Genomic DNA, 15,468 nt, shown 5'->3' with positions numbered 1-15,468 from the left:
GAGGCGACTCGGGTTGCAAGATGATACAACATCACATAGATCATCGGCATGTCGCGCGTCATGCTCACGATTCGGGACCGGTTCGACCGGGTAGGCGTGGTCCTTTCGGGGCTCTGCGCGCTTCATTGCGTGCTTTCGATCGTGCTCGTCTCGGTGCTCGGTCTCGGCGGCGAGATCCTGCTGACGCCGGCGATCCACGAGATCGGCCTGGCGCTGGCGATTGCCGTCGGTGTGGTCACGTTGGGGCTGGGCGTGCTGCGTCACCGGCAGGCTGGGCCGCTGCTTATCGGCGCGGGCGGAATCTCGCTCATGTCGCTCGCGCTGCTGGTTCCTCACGGCCCGAAGGAAGCCATGCTGACGATCGCCGGCGTCGCGCTGGTCGCCACGGCCCATATCCGGAACTTGCGCCACGCCGCCTGAACGCTAAGGGCTGTGGGCCATGACCGTTCAAAACACTTCCGCGGAACTTTCCCTGACCGTCAACGGCGAGCCGCGCCGCATTGCCGCCGGCGCCACGATCGCCCAGCTCGTCGAGAGCCTGGAGCTCAACCCGCAGAAGGTTGCGGTCGAGCGCAATGGCGAGATCGCACCGCGCTCCTCGCTGGCCGAGGTCGTGCTCGGCGACGGCGACGTGCTCGAGATCGTCCATTTCGTCGGGGGTGGGGACGTTGACACCACTGCGGAAGACACCTGGACCGTCGCGGGCCGTACCTTCCGATCGCGGTTGATCGTCGGCACGGGCAAGTACAAGGACTTCGCGCAGAACGCCGCGGCGGTCGAGGCTTCGGGGGCCGAGATCGTGACCGTCGCCGTGCGCCGGGTCAACGTCAGCGATCCCAAGGCGCCGATGCTGACCGACTTCATCGATCCCAAAAAGATCACCTATCTGCCCAACACCGCCGGCTGCTTCACCGCCGACGATGCCATCCGCACCCTGCGCCTGGCGCGCGAGGCGGGCGGCTGGGATCTGGTCAAGTTGGAAGTGCTGGGCGAAGCACGCACGCTCTATCCCGACATGCGCGAGACGCTGAAGGCGACCGAGGTCCTGGCCAAGGAAGGCTTCCTGCCGATGGTCTATTGCGTCGACGATCCGATCGCCGCGAAGCAGCTTGAGGAAGCCGGCGCGGTCGCGGTCATGCCGCTCGGCGCGCCGATCGGCTCGGGCCTCGGCATCCAGAACAAGGTGACCGTGCGCCTGATCGTCGAGGGCGCCAAGGTGCCCGTGCTGGTCGATGCCGGTGTCGGCACGGCTTCGGAAGCGGCGGTCGCGATGGAGCTCGGCTGCGACGGCGTGCTGATGAACACGGCCATTGCCGAAGCCAAGGATCCGATCCGTATGGCCCGCGCGATGAAGCTGGGAGTCGAGGCTGGCCGCCATGCCTATCTCGCAGGTCGTATGGCGACGCGCAAATATGCCGATCCCTCCAGCCCGCTGGCGGGTCTGATCTGATCAAAAGCTTCCGTTAGCCTGCGCATTTAATCGGCGGGTTGGTTAACCCGATAATAACCAAGTTCTGATGAAGTCTGCTTGTCGGGCCCATTGGCCTGCAACGGGGGTTCATCTTGCCATGGGCAACACGGGTACGGCTTCGCTGACGATCAACGAGCTGCGCGAATTCGCCAGCTTCTCGGCCTGCGAGCAGCGCTACATCAAGCGCAGCCTCGATATCGGCCTCGGCCGCCAGGATGCATTCAAGCTCTGGGCACGCGACGCTGCCGAGGTTGCTTCGATCCGTTCGCAGTACGTCGCCTACCAGGAACTCAAGAACCTGCGCGGCGCGGCGCCCGAAGAGACCGGCTTCGACGGCCTCGACGATTTCATCGGCAAGCTCGTGCGCGTGACCGGCTTCGATCTGGCCCAGGATCGCATCACCAGCTTCTCGGCCTATCGCTTCCTCTACGAGCGCCTGCTCGGCGCCGCCGTGCGGCCCTGGTTGCCCAGCGCCTTCTGCGCCGCCGCCGCGCTGCCGCAGATCAAGCCCGACCGCCGCAAGAAGCTGCTCCACTCGATCAGCGAAGCCGCGGCTACTGCGCCCGGCTGGTCGACCCGCGAGCCCTGCTTCTTCCCCGAGTGGATCGAGAAGGAAGCGGCTTGAATTAGGCGGGGCGAGGGCTTCGGCCCTCGTGCTTCAGTCAATCGCGCTTGCTGAACAGCAGCGTCAGGCCCGTCAGGATTTCCCAGGCCGTAATCGCATAGACGCTGCCTCGCTCGAACAGGCCGTCGGCAAGGATCGGCGTGCCTGTAATCCGATTGGCTTCGAGCATGACCAGGCTGGCCAATCCGACCAGTCCCAGGAACAGGCTTGCGCGCCGGTAGGCCGCCGACGCATCGAAACGGCTCGCGGTTATCGACGCGGCGTTGCCGCCGATAATTGCCATCGCCGCGCCTAAGACATGAATGTCGTGCGTCCCGGCAGCGATCTCGCGCGGACCGCTATGGACGGTGCCGACCAATATCGAGCCGACCGAGTGGATCAATGCAAATACCACGAAAGCCGTGGCCCTCCGTCGGTGCGGGCGTTGGAGGCCCATCGCCGCGATCGCCGCCGCACCGTAAAGCAGGGCATCGAGGATGAACCCGCCAAAGTTCATCACCCATGCGAGGGGTGAGACCGTGCCGTCGGTCAGGGCGTAAGGCACGCCGAGGTCGCTGATGTAGTTGTTCGCGTAGCTGTATCCGACGAAGGCCGAAGCGGCGATCGCTTCGGATGTCAGGTAAAGCAGGCCAGCGAGCAGCCAGAGTGCGCCGGGCAGCCGCAATCGCGAGGTCAAGCCTTGTACAGCCCGTCCAGTCGCGCGCCGTAGCGGTCGCGGATCTTGTGCCGCTTGATCTTCAGGCTCGGCGTCATTTCCTCGTTGTCGATCGAGAAGGCCTCGTCGGCAAAGCAGAACTGGCGGACCTTCTCGATCACCGAGAGATCGCGGTTCACCCGGTCGATTGCATCGCGCACCGCGGTGCGGAAGGCGGGCAGGTCCTGCAGCGCCTTCATGTCGAACTTCTCGTCCTGCGCGCGTGCCCAGGCGAGGGCCCATTCGGCATCGGGCACGATCAGGCCGACGAGATAGGGCCGCTTGTCGCCCGCCACCATGGCCTGGGCGATCTCGGGCTGCAGCGTCAGCATGCCTTCGACCTTCTGCGGCGAGACGTTGTCGCCCTTGTCGTTGACGATCATGTCCTTCTTGCGATCGGTGATGACGATGCGGCCCCGGTCATCGAGATGGCCGACGTCGCCGGTGGAGAGCCAGCCATCGTGCAGCACGCGCTCGGTTTCGGCTTCGTTGCGCCAATAGCCGTGCATGACGAGCTCGCCGCGCAGCAGGATCTCGCCGTCCTCGGCGATCTTCACCTCGACCCCGCGCAGCGGCGGGCCGACGGTGTCCATCTTGAGGCCGGCCTTGGGGCGGTTGCAACTGACTACAGGCCCTGCTTCGGTCTGGCCGTAGCCCTGGAGCAGCGTCAGACCCATCGCGTCGAAGAATACGCCGATGTCCGGATTCAGCGGCGCGCCGCCCGAGACCAATGCTTTCATTCGCCCGCCGAAGCGCGCGCGGATCTTCGGGCGCAGCGTGCGTTCGAGGATCAGGTTCATCGGCTGGTCGATCAGCCGCTGCTTGCCCTCGGCCTTGCGCTCGCCCAGCAGGAGCGCCCGGTCCATCAGGTAGTTGGCGAGGCGGCCCTGCTTTTCCACCTGCTTGATGATCCGCGCGCGCAGCACTTCGAACAGCCGCGGCACCACGATCATGATCGTCGGGCGCACCTCCTCGATATTGGCCGAAAGCTTCTCGAGCCCCTCGGCGTAGTAGATCTGCGCGCCCATGCCGATGGGCAGGAACTGGCCGCCAGTGTGCTCGTAGGCGTGGCTCAGCGGCAGGAACGAGAGGAAGACCTCGTCGTCCCAGCCGAAGTCCTCGCTCAGGATCTCGGCGCAGCCGCCGACGTTGCAAAGGATCGCGCCGTGGTGCTGCATCACCCCGCGCGGTGCGCCGCCGGTGCCGCTGGTGTAGATGATGCAGGCGAGGTCCTCGCGGCCGACCCCGGCTATGCGCGCGTCGACCGCCGCGCGCGCGGCAGCGGCATCGCCCGCCAGCAGGCTGGACCAGTCGTGCATCGCGACCGCACCGGCCTGGTTGTTGCGCAGCGGCTCGATCGCAATGACGTGCTTGACGTTGTCCGAGCGCAGCACGGCGGGCAGCAGCGGCTTGGCCAGCTTGGCGTCGGAGACGATGACCGCACGAGCGCCCGAGTTTTCCAGCACATGCAGATGATCGCGCTCGGTATTGGTCGTATAGGCAGGGACGGTGACGCAGCCCGCGGCCATGATCGCGAGATCGGCCAGGCACCATTCGGGGCGGTTCTCGGACACGAGCAGCACGCGGTCGCCCTGGACGAGCCCTAGCGCGCGCAGCCTTTCCGCGATCAGGCAGACGCGACGCGCGGCCTCGGCCCAGCTGATCGATCGCCAGGCCCCGTCTCGCTTGGCCCAGAGCATCGGCTTCTCGCCGAACTCGTCCGCGCGCAGGAAGAACAGCTCGACGAGATTGCGGCTGGCGTCGAAATCGGAAAACTTCACGCGGTTGCTGCCCTCTCGCCCGTCCTTGCGCCCGGTCCTAACGCAAGATCGTTCAGAATAGTACCGCCATTACCGGTGGAAACTAGTCCGATCTGGCAACCCCTTCGGTGTGCGGATCGGTGCCGCCGTGCAGTTCGCCGTTCACCACTTCGACGGCATTGGCTTTCAGCGGCAGCTCGCGCACGACGATATCGTCGTGGCCGAGGGCTTTCAGCGCCGGGATCATCGCCTCCAGTGCGCCGCCCTTGTCGACCGACACGGTCGTGCCGCCCGGGGCATAGATCACCGGCAGCGCAATCGCGTCCTGCACCGAGAGCTTCCAGTCGATCACGCCGATGATCACGCGCAGCACCTGTGCCGGGATCGTTGCACCACCGGCGGCTCCGACCGCCAGTCTCAGCTTGCCGTCGGGGCCGTAGACCAGGGTCGGCGCCATCGAGCTGCGCGGGCGCTTGCCGGGCTCGACCCGGTTGGCCACGGGCTTGCCGTCGCGGTCGGGCACGAGGCTGAAATCGGTCAGCTCGTTGTTGAGGTAGTAGCCGCTGACCATCAGGCCCGAGCCGAAGCTGCTTTCGACGGTCGAAGTCTGGGTCACCGCCTGGCCGCTGCGGTCGACCGCGACGAAATGAGTGGTCGAGGGCACGTCGGGGGTCAGCGTATCGGCCTGGGCGACCTGGGCGCCGGGAGGCGTGCCGGGCGTGGCGGCGGGCAGGGTCCTGTCGGGCGCGATGAGCTGCGAGCGGGCAGCGAGATAGTCGGGCGCGACGAGGCCGGCGACGGGAACCGAGACGAAGTCGCTGTCCGCAAGGTAGCGGTCGCGGTCGGCATAGACCAGCCGCTCGGCCTCGGCGATCAGGTGCCAGGCGACGGGCGAATCCTTGCCCAGCGCAGTCATGTCGAAGCGTTCGAGCACGCCGAGCACGCCCGAGACGGTAGTCGCGCCCGAGGCGGGCGGACCCATGCCGCAGATCCTGTAGGCGCGGTAGGGCGCGCAGACCGGCGCGCGCCACTTGGCGTGGTAGGCGCCAAGATCGCTCGCGGTCATCGGCGCCGGGTTGCGCGGCGACTTCGACACCGTCTCGGCGATCGCCGCGGCATTGGCGCCCGAATAGAACACTTTCGGGCCGCCCGCGGCGAGCTTTTCGAGGAAGGCGGCGAGGGCGGGGTTGCGGATTGTGGTGCCGACAGGCAGCGGCTCGCCGTCGGCGCCGAAATAGAGCGCGCGGCCGTCGGCGGTCAGCCCGGCCGTGCCGCGCGCCCGGTCGAGGAACTGGCGCATCCGTGGCGTCACCGCGAAACCGTCGCGCGCAAGCTTGATCGCGGGGCCGAACAGCTGTTTCCACGGCAGCTTGCCATAGCGCTCGTGCGCCTGCGCCATCAGCGCGACATTGCCGGGAACGCCGACGCTGAGCCCGCCGGGGATGGCCTGGGGTACCGAGAGGTACTGGCCGTTCATCTTGAACCATTCGGGCGTCGCCGCCTTGGGCGCTGCTTCGCGGCCGTCGAGCGTTTCGACGTGGCCCTTGCCGTCATCGAGCACCATGAAACCGCCACCGCCGACGCCCGAGCTTTGCGGCTCGACGACGTTGAGCGCCAGCAGCATGGCGAGCGCCGCGTCTGTCGCGCTGCCGCCCGCGTGAAGCATCTCGGCCCCGGCATCGGCTGCGCGCGGATCGGCGGCGCTGACCATGCCATGCGCGAAGGCGCTACTGTTCGGTGCAGTCGAGACGGATTTGGGGGCGGTGGCGCAGCCGGCGAGAAGCAGGCCGGCGGCAAGCGGAGCGAGGAGGGAGCGCAGCATCGCGCCCGATGCTATTCGCTTCCGACCGCCTCTGCAATCGACGTGAATCCGTCCTTTTTCATCAGTTCCTCAAGCCCTCGCGTGATCTTCCGCGCAATGCCCGGTCCCTCATAGACCATGGCGCTGTAGAGCTGGACCAGGCTCGCCCCGGCGCGGATGCGCGCCCAGGCATCCTCGGCGCTGGCGATGCCGCCAACGCCGACCAGGGGAACCGCGCCGCCGGTTGCCTTGCGGAAGTCGCGCAGGCGCTGCTGCGCCAGCTCGCGCAAAGGCGCACCCGACAGTCCGCCAGCCTCGCCGGCATGGCGTGAGGTCAACGCCAGAGAACCTTGGGGACGCGAGATCGTCGTGTTCGAGACCATCAGCGCACCCAAGCCCTTGTCGATAGCGATGCGGGCGATGGCGTCGATGTCGGCGGGCTCGAGATCGGGTGCGACTTTGAGGAAGATCGGTGGGCCGTAGGAGCCGCGCGCTTCCAGCACTGCGTCGAGCAGCGCGGTAAGCGCCGATTCGTCCTGCAGCGCACGCAGGCCCGGGGTGTTCGGGCTGCTGATGTTGACCGCCAGATAGGAAGCGAAGGGGGCCAACAGCCGCGTCATCAGGGCATAGTCGGCGATGCGGTCGGCCGAGTCCTTGTTGGCGCCGATGTTGATGCCGACGACGCCCGGTTTGCCATTGCGTGCGCGCAGTCGCTCTACGGCTTCGGCCCCGCCGCGGTTGTTGAAGCCCATGCGATTGATCACCGCGCGGTCCTCGACAAGGCGGAACAGCCGCGGGCGCGGGTTGCCCGCCTGCGGCAGCGGCGTGATCGAGCCGGCCTCGGCGAAGCCAAAGCCCAGGCCGAGCAGCGCGTCGGGCACTTCCCCGTCCTTGTCGAAGCCAGCCGCCATGCCGAGTGGGTTGGGGAACGCAATGCCGGCCACCGTCACCGCCAGCGGGCCGCCCGGTTGGGCGTGGCGCCTGCCGGGCATCAGCTTCAGCGCGTTCAAGGCAAGGCCGTGTGCTTGCTCGGCGTCGAGTCGGAACAGGGCGGGGCGCAGGAGCGAATAGACCATCCTCGCGCCCTTAGCGCCTGCGACAGGCAAAGCTCAATGTGTTGCCCATTGGCCATATCGAACACAATATAGTGTAAATACGAGGTGAGCCGTTGAAGTGTGTCGCATTTGTACAATTTTTTGTTGGAGGCCAGGCATATCCGACCCCTGCGACCCGAAGGGCTCGTAGCATTTGCAGCGAGTTCTCGACTTTGCGGCGGCCTCCGGATCATCCGAAGGCCGCCTCTTTTTTGTCCGCAGCAGATAGACCGCCGCTGAACCACGGAATGCTGCGAAGCAGCGGTTGAAATGCGACCGAACCGCTCTTAGGTGAAACCGGAACGAATCACTCCGATTTTGCGAACGGTTCTCAAATGCGACTTTCGAGCATGGCAGACTATGCCGTCGTCACCATGGCCGCCGCTGCGCGGCACTGTGGCGGTGCGCGCGTTTCGGCGACCCAGCTCGCCGAGGAGACGGGTGTCCCGGCGCCGACCGTGCAGAAGCTGGTCAGCCGGCTGACCGCGGCGGGGCTGCTGCGCTCGTCGCGCGGTGTCGGCGGCGGGCTCAAGCTCGCGCGGCCGGCGGCGGCGATCACGTTGGCGGACATCGTCGAAGCCGTCGAAGGCCCCATCGCGCTGACCGCCTGCGTCGAGCATGGCCGGCACGACTGCACGCTGGAATCGTCCTGCATGGTCCGGCCGCATTGGCCGCTGGTGAACGAGGCGCTGCGCGGCGCCCTGGCGCAAGTGTCGCTGACCCGGCTGGCCGAAGTAGCGCAGCGCGCGCCCGAGACCGTATCATGACCGAGGAAACCACGCTGAAGGACCAGGCCGCCCGCGACGCGGCAGCGCGCGTCGCCGATTACGAGCACGGCTGGTCTTCGGGCATCGAAACCGAATTCGCGCCCAAGGGTCTGAGCGAAGACACCGTCCGCTTCATCTCGGCGAAGAAGAACGAGCCCGAATGGATGCTCGACTGGCGGCTCAAGGCCTATCGCATGTGGCTGACGATGACGCCGCCCGACTGGGCCAAGCTCAACGTCCCGCCGATCGACTACCAGGACGCCTATTACTACGCCGCGCCCAAGGCGAAGAAGGAGCTGTCCTCGCTCGACGAGGTCGATCCCGAGATCCTGCGCGTCTATGAAAAGCTCGGCATTCCGCTTGAGGAGCAGAAGGTGCTCGCCGGCGTCGAAGGTGCGCGCAAGGTCGCGGTCGATGCCGTGTTCGATTCGGTTTCGGTCGCCACGACCTTCCGCAAGGAGCTGGAGCAGGCGGGCGTCATCTTCCGCTCGATCAGCGAGGCGATCCGCGAATATCCCGAGCTGGTGAAGCGCTGGCTGGGCAAGGTCGTGCCGACGCAGGATAACTATTTCGCCGCGCTCAACTGCGCGGTCTTCTCGGACGGCACCTTCGTCTACATCCCCGAGGGCGTGCGCTGCCCGATGGAGCTCAGCACCTATTTCCGCATCAATGCCGAAAACACCGGCCAGTTCGAGCGGACGCTGATCATAGCCGAGAAGGGCAGCTACGTGTCCTATCTCGAAGGCTGCACCGCGCCGATGCGCGACGAGAACCAGCTCCACGCCGCCGTGGTCGAGCTGGTCGCGCTCGACGATGCCGAGATCAAGTATTCGACCGTGCAGAACTGGTACCCCGGTGATGCGCAGGGCAAGGGCGGCATCTATAACTTCGTCACCAAGCGCGCGCTCTGCCAGGGCAAGCGGAGCAAGGTGTCGTGGACCCAGGTAGAAACCGGCTCGGCGATCACCTGGAAGTACCCGTCCTGCGTGCTCAACGGCGAGGATTCGGTCGGCGAGTTCTATTCGGTCGCGGTGACCAACAATTACCAGCAGGCCGATACCGGCACTAAGATGATCCACAATGGCAAGGGCAGCCGCTCGACGATCGTCTCGAAGGGCATTTCGGCGGGCAAGAGCAACAACACCTACCGCGGTCTCGTCCGCGTCGGTGCCCAGGCCGAGGGCGTGCGCAACTTCACCCAGTGCGACAGCCTGCTCCTCGGCGGCGAATGCGGGGCGCATACCGTGCCCTATATCGAGGTGCGCAATCCGTCGGCCCAGATCGAGCACGAGGCGACGACCAGCAAAATCAGCGACGATCAGCTATTCTACGCGATGCAGCGCGGGCTCGGCCAAGAAGAGGCCGTGGCGCTGATCGTCAACGGTTTTGCCAAGGAAGTGCTGCAGCAGCTGCCGATGGAGTTCGCCGTGGAGGCGCAGAAGCTGCTCGGGATCAGTCTCGAGGGATCGGTCGGATGAGTGACGATTTCGATCAAGCGATTTCGCGCATCAATGATTTCAAAAAGAATGGTGGGCCGGTCGGCGAAGCGCACGCGCATTGCAGCGAAAACCGCGATGAACTCGGCCAAAGTAACGAAGCTGGCTGCTTTTACTGCTGCCGAACTTATGCTCCGGCTTTGGTCGAAGAGTGGATCGATGACGGCGCGACGGCCATGTGTCCTAAGTGCGGCATAGATTCGGTGATTGGTTCGGCTTCTGGCTTCCCAGTGACCGAATTGGCCTTTCTCAAGGCTATGAACGAGGCTTGGTTTTGAAGAAGACTCTCACCGTCCGTCCGCCCGAGGAGCGTACCGAAGCCCCGGCCCTGCAAAAGAAGGGCCGCGGCTGGAACATTGCCGAATCGCGGCTCGATACGCTGCACGACACCGCGCGCGAGATGCGGCGCAACCCGACCGAGGCGCAGGTGCTGCTGGCCGAGGCGCTCGTCGCCGCCGAACTCGGCAAGTACCGGTTCCGCCGCCAGGTGGTGATCGGCTCGGCGATCGTCGATTTCGCCTGCCATTCGCTCAAGCTTGCGGTCGAGATCGACGAGCCCGATGCCAATGCCGAGATCGACCGTCGCCGTGATCGCAGCCTTGCTGAAGTCGGCATCAAGGTGCTGCGCTATCCCGCGGCGCAGGTGCGCGACGATACGGCTGGCGTCGTCCAGGCGATCGTAGCCGAAATGAAGAAGAACTACGACGAACGCCGCGCCCGCCCGCGGCCCGCCAACCCCGGCCGCGCACGGCGGGATTACTAGAGATGACCATGCTCAAGATTGACAACCTCCAGGCCACCGTCGCCGACAAGCTGATCCTCAAGGGCCTTTCGCTCACCGTGAATGCGGGTGAGATTCACGCGATCATGGGGCCCAACGGTGCGGGCAAGTCGACGCTCGGCTACACGCTCGGCGGCCGGCCCGGCTACGCTGTGACCGGCGGCTCGGTGGATTTCGCCGGACAGGACCTGCTCGCGCTCGAACCCTACGAACGCGCTGCCGCCGGCTTGTTCCTCGGCTTCCAGTATCCGGTCGAGATTCCTGGCGTCTCCTTCGTCCAGTTCCTGCGCGAGGCGGCCAATGCCCAGCGCCGCGGGCGCGGTGAGGAGCCGCTGTCGGGCGGTGAATTCCTCAAGCTCGCCAAGGAGAAGGCAGCGCTGCTGCGCATGGACATGGACATGCTCAAGCGCCCGGTGAACGTCGGCTTCTCGGGCGGCGAGAAGAAGCGCGCCGAGATGGTCCAGATGGGCATCCTCGATCCCAAGTTCGCCGTGCTCGACGAGACCGATTCGGGCCTCGACATCGATGCCCTGCGCATCGTCGGCGAGGGGATCAACGCGATCATGCGCAAGCCGAACAAGGGCGTGCTGCTCATCACCCACTACCAGCGGCTGCTCGACTACGTGAAGCCCGACAAGGTCCACGTCCTCGCCGGCGGCCGCATCGTCAAGACTGGCGGTCCCGAGCTGGCGCTTCAGCTGGAAGAAGAAGGCTACGAGGCGGTGGCGTGAGCGAACTCGCGCCCCTTCCGACGCGCAAGAGCGAAGCGTTCCGTTATTCGGATATCGATGCGCTGGCGGGCGTATGGCCGGTTGCGCGCGAGGAAATTCTCGTGCCGAGCGGGCAGAACACATCGCTGAGCGTCGTCGAGCAGGGTGAGGCCGCTGTCGCGCGGCATCTGGTGATCGAAGTGGAGGCCGGGGCGGCTTTCGACTTGCGCATTCTAAATGCTGGCAACGTTTTCGGCCGCATTGCGGTGGAAGCGCGGCTGGGCGAGGGGGCATCGTTCACGCTCGGCGCCGCGCAGCTCGGTTCGGGCGCGCAGACGCTGGAGATCGTCACCGAAGTCAGCCACGAGGCGCCCAACGCGGTCAGCCGGCAGGTGGTGCGCTCGGTGCTCGGCAACCAGGCCGTGGGCACCTATCTCGGCAAGGTCGCGGTCGCACGCGGCAGCGATGGGACCGATGCCGAGCAGTCGGTGCGGGCGATGCTGCTCGATCGGACCGCGACGGCCAATGCCAAGCCCGAACTCGAAATCTACGCCGACGACGTCAAGTGCGCACACGGCTGCGCGGTGGGCGAGCTCGATGCGATGGGCCTGTTCTATCTGCAGTCGCGCGGCCTGACTCCGCCCGAAGCCAAGCAGCTGATGCTCCAAGCCTTCATCGCCGAGGCCTTCACCGGCGCGGCCGACGAGGAGAGCCTGACCCAGGCGGCGCTATTGCGGCTGGAGGCGATGCTGTGAACGTGGCTACTCCCATCCGCTCCGTACGTCAGGATTTCCCCGGCCTGGTGATGGCCGACGGCAGCCCCTGGCACTACCTCGACACGGCCGCCACGGCGCAGAAGCCGCAGGCGGTGATCGACGCTACCGTCCGCGCGATGGGCGCCGACTACGCCACGGTCCACCGCGGCGTCTATGCGCGTTCGGCCGACATGACCTTGGCCTACGAGGCGGCGCGGCGCCGGATCGCGGCCTTCATCGGCGCGCCCGAGCACGAGCTGGTCTTCACCCGCGGCGCGACCGAGGCGATCAATCTCGTCGCGCACTCGTGGGGCAACACCCATCTCAAGGCCGGCGACCGTATCCTGCTGTCGACGCTCGAGCATCACGCCAACATCATCCCGTGGCAGCTACTGCGCGACCGCACCGGCGTCGAGATCGACGTCTGCCCGCTGACGCCCGATGGCCTGATCGACCTGGCCGCGGCCGAGCGCTTGCTGACGCCGGCGCACAAGCTGGTATCGCTCGCCCATGTCTCGAACGTGCTCGGCTCGATGCTCCACGTGGAACATGCCGTCGCTTTGGCGCACCGGGTCGGCGCGAAGGTGCTGGTCGACGGCTGTCAGGCGGTTCCCAGGTTACCGGTCGATGTCGCGGCGATGGGCGCGGATTTCTACGTCTTTTCAGCGCACAAGCTCTACGGGCCTACGGGCATCGGAGCACTCTGGGCGCGGGCGGAGATTCTCGAATCGATGCCCCCCTGGCACGGCGGTGGCGCGATGATCGACCGCGTGACCTTCGAGCGCACGACCTATGCCCCGCCGCCCGCGCGGTTCGAGGCTGGCACCCCGGCGATCATCGAGGCGATCGGCTTCGCTGCGGCGGTCGATTACGTTGAGGCGATCGGCATCGAGGCGATCTCGGCGCACGAAATGGCGCTGACCGCGCAGGCGCGCGACCAACTGCGCCGGCTCAATTCGGTGACCGTGTTCGGTCCCGAGCAATCGGCCGGCATCGTCTCCTTCGCGCTCGACGGGGTGCATCCGCACGACCTCGGCACCATATTGGACGAGGAAGGCGTGGCGATCCGCGCCGGGCATCATTGCGCGCAGCCGTTGATGGACTGGCTCGGCGTGCCGGCGACGGCGCGGGCCAGCTTCGGCATCTATAGCGACGAAAGCGATATTGCCGCGCTCCTGCGCGGCATCGAGAGGACCAAGAGGATCTTCGGATGAGTGAAGAGACCAAGTTCACCGTGGAAGAAGTCGAGAGCGTGACGCCGCCGCCGCGTGCGCGTGTCGAGGATATCGAGACGGCTCCTGAGACTCCTGGCGCCAAGCTCTCTCGCAAGCGTGATTATCTCGAAGGCTTCCTCGCGGAAAAGCCGCAGGGCGCAGCTGAAGGCGAACCCGGCGGGGCGATCTACGACGGCGTCGTCTCGGCGCTGAAGGAAATCTTCGACCCCGAGATCCCGGTCAACATCTACGACCTCGGCCTGATCTACGGCGTCGACGTCACTGATGACGGCGAGGTCAAGGTGACTATGACGCTGACCACGCCGCATTGCCCGGTGGCGGAATCGATGCCGGGCGAAGTCGAACTGCGCGTCAGCGCGGTTCCCGGCGTGCGCGATGCCGAAGTCAATCTCGTCTGGGACCCGCCGTGGGACATGTCGTCGATGAGCGACGAGGCCAAGCTCGAACTGGGAATGCTGTAATGGGTAGCGAAACCAAAGTACGCGCACGCCCCGCCGCGGTCATCCTGACCCCGGCTGCCGAAGCGCGCGTCGCCAAGCTGATGGCCCAGGCACCCGCGGACGCGATCGGCGTCAAGCTCTCGACCCCGCGCCGCGGCTGCTCGGGTCTGGCCTATTCTGTCGACTATGTGACCGAGGCCAATGCCTTCGACGAGCGGATCGAAACGCCGGGCGGCCTGTTCTTCATCGACGGCGCCAGCGTGCTCTACCTGATCGGTTCGACGATGGACTGGGAAGAAGACGACTTCACCGCCGGCTTCACCTTCCAGAACCCCAACGCCAAGGGGAGCTGCGGCTGCGGCGAAAGCTTCACGGTCTGAGCAAGGGTTCCTTGCCGCCTTCTTCCGCCAGAAAATCCATCAGCGCCTGCTCGTACTCGTCGACCTGATGGTCGGCGTCGATCCGGGCATCGAGCCAGGACCGCTCGTCGCCCGTGATTTCTTGAGCGACGGCCTCTTCGGCCTCGCGGTTACGCATGGGCTTGCGGCCGAACACACCGGTGAAGCCCGATTGCAGGTCGAAATGGGCCATGCGCGCGAAGAAGCGACCGACGCCGTCGCTCGGCCGGCTGATGAATTCCTCGAGCTCGGCCGCGCGCTCGCGCGAGAGCGGTTCATAGCTGGTGTAAGCCATCAGGTAGTTGCCGACGCCCTGGACGAACAGGCGCTTCCATTCGGGGCTGTTGGCGCCGCCCAGCGTCGCATCCTTGAGGTGGAACAGCAGCTCTGCTTCGGCGCGGCTGACCCCGGCCGGACGGTCGCTCGCGGGTGCGAAGATCAGGCGGCGCAGCAGCTTTGCCTCGGTGTCGTTGATATTGCCCAGGCTGAGCCCCTGCCCATAGCGGGTCGGGCCTTCGCCGATGAGTACCGCTTTTTCGATCTGAGCGATGGCGTAGGTCCGAAGCTGCTCGGGAACGCTGGTGGCGCGTTCGAACAGCTTCACCAGCAGTTCGAGCTCGCCCATGGTCTCGACCGCGCCGTCGCGGTCGATGTGCTCCATCAGCCATTCGGCCTTCGCCTCGTCGACATAGCCGAGCGGCTCCGAGCCGTTGACGACATATTCGGCCAGCGCCTCGACGAAGAAGTCGACCCATTCGGGCGAATGGTCTTCGATGCGGTCGTTGACGGCGAAGATCGCTTCGGCCTCGTCGATGTCGATCTTGCCGTCCTGCCAGCCGGCACGGCGCAGGATCAGGATTTCCTCGGGCGAGATGATGCCGTCGGCAGCGGCCTGCGCGGCGAGATCGCGGAAATGCATGCTCATCGGTCGTATGTCCCCAACCTTTTCGCGGGGATTATCGGCCGATCAGCTTAAATTCGGGTTACGGCTTTCTCAGTGCCTGGATGCAGGCGGCGCGATCGACGTCGCGGCCGTCGGCGCGGCGGGCGTCGACATAGGTTGCCTGCGGCTCGCGGCCCGGGGTACTCGGATAGAGATAGATGTCGAGCACGCAGGCCGTGCCCGTGAACTGCAGCTTGCGCGCATCGCCTTCCAGGACGTCGAGCCGGGGCGTGCCGAACTGGCGAGTGAGCTCGGCCGAGTTTCGCCCGATCACGCCTTCGAGCCCGGGGAGCTGCAGCACCTGCGCCACCGGCGGCGGCCGGGTGATCGGCTGCCGGACGGCCTGGCGCGGCTTGTTCTGGCGCACGGTGACGGGCTTCTTCGGAGGTGCCGTGCCGGTGCGCGGCGCGGTTCCGGCCGTGCTGCAGGCCGAGAGCACCACGGCCAGAGCCATGACCAGCGGGAATGTCGCAAAGTTACGCATTGCCGAGCGGCATC

General features: G+C 66.1%; 18 protein-coding genes. 12 read left to right on the top strand and 6 right to left on the bottom strand.

Annotation, left to right across the window (positions count from 1 at the left end; genetic code table 11):
- Positions 1-60 precede the first annotated feature (60 nt).
- From KRR38_RS20195 to KRR38_RS20185, 3 genes are all read left to right on the top strand, one after another.
- The gene (locus KRR38_RS20195; RefSeq protein ID WP_254514892.1) at positions 61-420 is read left to right on the top strand and encodes a MerC domain-containing protein; all 360 of its coding nucleotides are present in this window, start codon (positions 61-63) and stop codon (positions 418-420) included.
- Between the two features lie 19 nt (positions 421-439).
- Positions 440-1,450 carry a sulfur carrier protein ThiS gene (gene thiS, locus KRR38_RS20190; RefSeq protein ID WP_217404908.1) on the top strand — a complete coding sequence of 337 codons (1,011 nt, stop codon included), beginning with the start codon at positions 440-442 and terminating at the stop codon, positions 1,448-1,450.
- 118 nt (positions 1,451-1,568) lie between these two features.
- Complete coding sequence (locus KRR38_RS20185) at positions 1,569-2,096, top strand: hypothetical protein (protein ID WP_217404906.1); 528 nt, start codon at positions 1,569-1,571, stop codon at positions 2,094-2,096.
- A gap of 37 nt (positions 2,097-2,133) precedes the next feature.
- Here the strand turns inward: KRR38_RS20185 and KRR38_RS20180 are convergent, their stop codons facing one another.
- The 4 genes from KRR38_RS20180 to KRR38_RS20165 all read right to left on the bottom strand — a co-directional run bounded on the left by KRR38_RS20180 (position 2,134) and on the right by KRR38_RS20165 (position 7,427).
- Positions 2,134-2,772 (bottom strand): DUF998 domain-containing protein, encoded by a 639-nt coding sequence (locus KRR38_RS20180; RefSeq protein ID WP_217404904.1) that lies wholly within the window; start codon positions 2,770-2,772, stop codon positions 2,134-2,136.
- Positions 2,769-4,571: a long-chain fatty acid--CoA ligase gene (locus tag KRR38_RS20175; RefSeq protein ID WP_217404902.1), complete on the bottom strand. Its 1,803-nt coding sequence runs from the start codon at positions 4,569-4,571 to the stop codon at positions 2,769-2,771. Before KRR38_RS20175 ends, KRR38_RS20180 begins: the two co-directional genes overlap by 4 nt.
- Before the next feature lie 82 nt (positions 4,572-4,653).
- The gene (gene ggt, locus KRR38_RS20170; RefSeq protein ID WP_217404900.1) at positions 4,654-6,372 is read right to left on the bottom strand and encodes a gamma-glutamyltransferase; all 1,719 of its coding nucleotides are present in this window, start codon (positions 6,370-6,372) and stop codon (positions 4,654-4,656) included.
- Between the two features lie 11 nt (positions 6,373-6,383).
- Entirely contained in the window at positions 6,384-7,427 is a 1,044-nt protein-coding gene (locus tag KRR38_RS20165) for a quinone-dependent dihydroorotate dehydrogenase (RefSeq protein WP_217404898.1), read from the bottom strand.
- A 353-nt stretch (positions 7,428-7,780) separates the two neighbouring features.
- Between KRR38_RS20165 and KRR38_RS20160 the strand changes: the two genes are divergently transcribed.
- The 9 genes from KRR38_RS20160 to KRR38_RS20120 are packed head-to-tail and all read left to right on the top strand — an operon-like array spanning position 7,781 to position 14,009.
- Complete coding sequence (locus KRR38_RS20160; RefSeq protein WP_217404896.1) at positions 7,781-8,212, top strand: SUF system Fe-S cluster assembly regulator; 432 nt, start codon at positions 7,781-7,783, stop codon at positions 8,210-8,212.
- Positions 8,209-9,690, top strand: coding sequence for a Fe-S cluster assembly protein SufB (gene sufB / locus KRR38_RS20155; protein ID WP_217404894.1), 1,482 nt, complete (start codon positions 8,209-8,211; stop codon positions 9,688-9,690). Before KRR38_RS20160 ends, sufB begins: the two co-directional genes overlap by 4 nt.
- Positions 9,687-9,986, top strand: a complete 300-nt coding sequence (locus tag KRR38_RS20150) for a cytoplasmic protein (protein ID WP_217404892.1) — start codon at positions 9,687-9,689, stop codon at positions 9,984-9,986. Before sufB ends, KRR38_RS20150 begins: the two co-directional genes overlap by 4 nt.
- A complete protein-coding gene (locus KRR38_RS20145) occupies positions 9,983-10,471 on the top strand; it encodes an endonuclease domain-containing protein (protein ID WP_217404890.1) in 489 nt (162 codons plus the stop codon). Before KRR38_RS20150 ends, KRR38_RS20145 begins: the two co-directional genes overlap by 4 nt.
- A gap of 8 nt (positions 10,472-10,479) precedes the next feature.
- The gene (gene sufC / locus KRR38_RS20140) at positions 10,480-11,220 is read left to right on the top strand and encodes a Fe-S cluster assembly ATPase SufC (RefSeq protein ID WP_217404888.1); all 741 of its coding nucleotides are present in this window, start codon (positions 10,480-10,482) and stop codon (positions 11,218-11,220) included.
- Positions 11,217-11,954, top strand: a complete 738-nt coding sequence (locus tag KRR38_RS20135) for a SufD family Fe-S cluster assembly protein (protein ID WP_217404886.1) — start codon at positions 11,217-11,219, stop codon at positions 11,952-11,954. The genes sufC and KRR38_RS20135 overlap by 4 nt, the downstream gene beginning before the upstream one ends.
- A gap of 50 nt (positions 11,955-12,004) precedes the next feature.
- On the top strand, positions 12,005-13,168 hold the full coding sequence (locus tag KRR38_RS20130) for a cysteine desulfurase (RefSeq protein WP_254515562.1): 1,164 nt from the start codon (positions 12,005-12,007) through the stop codon (positions 13,166-13,168).
- Complete coding sequence (locus KRR38_RS20125; RefSeq protein WP_217404881.1) at positions 13,165-13,650, top strand: SUF system Fe-S cluster assembly protein; 486 nt, start codon at positions 13,165-13,167, stop codon at positions 13,648-13,650. Before KRR38_RS20130 ends, KRR38_RS20125 begins: the two co-directional genes overlap by 4 nt.
- Positions 13,650-14,009 carry an iron-sulfur cluster assembly accessory protein gene (locus KRR38_RS20120; RefSeq protein ID WP_217404879.1) on the top strand — a complete coding sequence of 120 codons (360 nt, stop codon included), beginning with the start codon at positions 13,650-13,652 and terminating at the stop codon, positions 14,007-14,009. The genes KRR38_RS20125 and KRR38_RS20120 overlap by 1 nt, the downstream gene beginning before the upstream one ends.
- On the opposite strand, the gene KRR38_RS20115 is transcribed toward KRR38_RS20120, so the two are convergent.
- Positions 13,999-14,952 carry a hypothetical protein gene (locus KRR38_RS20115; protein ID WP_217404878.1) on the bottom strand — a complete coding sequence of 318 codons (954 nt, stop codon included), beginning with the start codon at positions 14,950-14,952 and terminating at the stop codon, positions 13,999-14,001. The two genes, KRR38_RS20120 and KRR38_RS20115, sit on opposite strands and share 11 nt — an antisense overlap.
- A gap of 58 nt (positions 14,953-15,010) precedes the next feature.
- Complete coding sequence (locus KRR38_RS20110) at positions 15,011-15,454, bottom strand: hypothetical protein (RefSeq protein ID WP_217404876.1); 444 nt, start codon at positions 15,452-15,454, stop codon at positions 15,011-15,013.
- Positions 15,455-15,468: the final 14 nt, after the last annotated feature.

This window comes from Novosphingobium sp. G106, assembly GCF_019075875.1.
GTDB lineage: Bacteria > Pseudomonadota > Alphaproteobacteria > Sphingomonadales > Sphingomonadaceae > Novosphingobium.
The sequence above is the reverse complement of the archived record's forward strand: the minus strand, read 5'-3'. Positions and strand labels throughout refer to the sequence as shown.

What these genes read in the sequence shown, in the direction of transcription:
- thiS (WP_217404908.1), top strand. Translation starts at nt 440, where the DNA reads ATGACCGTTCAAAACACTTCCGCGGAACTTTCCCTGACCGTCAACGGC.
- ggt (WP_217404900.1), bottom strand. Translation starts at nt 6,372, where the DNA reads ATGCTGCGCTCCCTCCTCGCTCCGCTTGCCGCCGGCCTGCTTCTCGCC.
- KRR38_RS20110 (WP_217404876.1), bottom strand. Translation starts at nt 15,454, where the DNA reads ATGCGTAACTTTGCGACATTCCCGCTGGTCATGGCTCTGGCCGTGGTG.
- KRR38_RS20160 (WP_217404896.1), top strand. Translation starts at nt 7,781, where the DNA reads ATGCGACTTTCGAGCATGGCAGACTATGCCGTCGTCACCATGGCCGCC.
- KRR38_RS20165 (WP_217404898.1), bottom strand. Translation starts at nt 7,427, where the DNA reads ATGGTCTATTCGCTCCTGCGCCCCGCCCTGTTCCGACTCGACGCCGAG.
- sufB (WP_217404894.1), top strand. Translation starts at nt 8,209, where the DNA reads ATGACCGAGGAAACCACGCTGAAGGACCAGGCCGCCCGCGACGCGGCA.
- KRR38_RS20125 (WP_217404881.1), top strand. Translation starts at nt 13,165, where the DNA reads ATGAGTGAAGAGACCAAGTTCACCGTGGAAGAAGTCGAGAGCGTGACG.
- KRR38_RS20115 (WP_217404878.1), bottom strand. Translation starts at nt 14,952, where the DNA reads ATGAGCATGCATTTCCGCGATCTCGCCGCGCAGGCCGCTGCCGACGGC.
- KRR38_RS20185 (WP_217404906.1), top strand. Translation starts at nt 1,569, where the DNA reads ATGGGCAACACGGGTACGGCTTCGCTGACGATCAACGAGCTGCGCGAA.
- sufC (WP_217404888.1), top strand. Translation starts at nt 10,480, where the DNA reads ATGCTCAAGATTGACAACCTCCAGGCCACCGTCGCCGACAAGCTGATC.
- KRR38_RS20130 (WP_254515562.1), top strand. Translation starts at nt 12,005, where the DNA reads ATGGCCGACGGCAGCCCCTGGCACTACCTCGACACGGCCGCCACGGCG.
- KRR38_RS20150 (WP_217404892.1), top strand. Translation starts at nt 9,687, where the DNA reads ATGAGTGACGATTTCGATCAAGCGATTTCGCGCATCAATGATTTCAAA.
- KRR38_RS20120 (WP_217404879.1), top strand. Translation starts at nt 13,650, where the DNA reads ATGGGTAGCGAAACCAAAGTACGCGCACGCCCCGCCGCGGTCATCCTG.
- KRR38_RS20195 (WP_254514892.1), top strand. Translation starts at nt 61, where the DNA reads ATGCTCACGATTCGGGACCGGTTCGACCGGGTAGGCGTGGTCCTTTCG.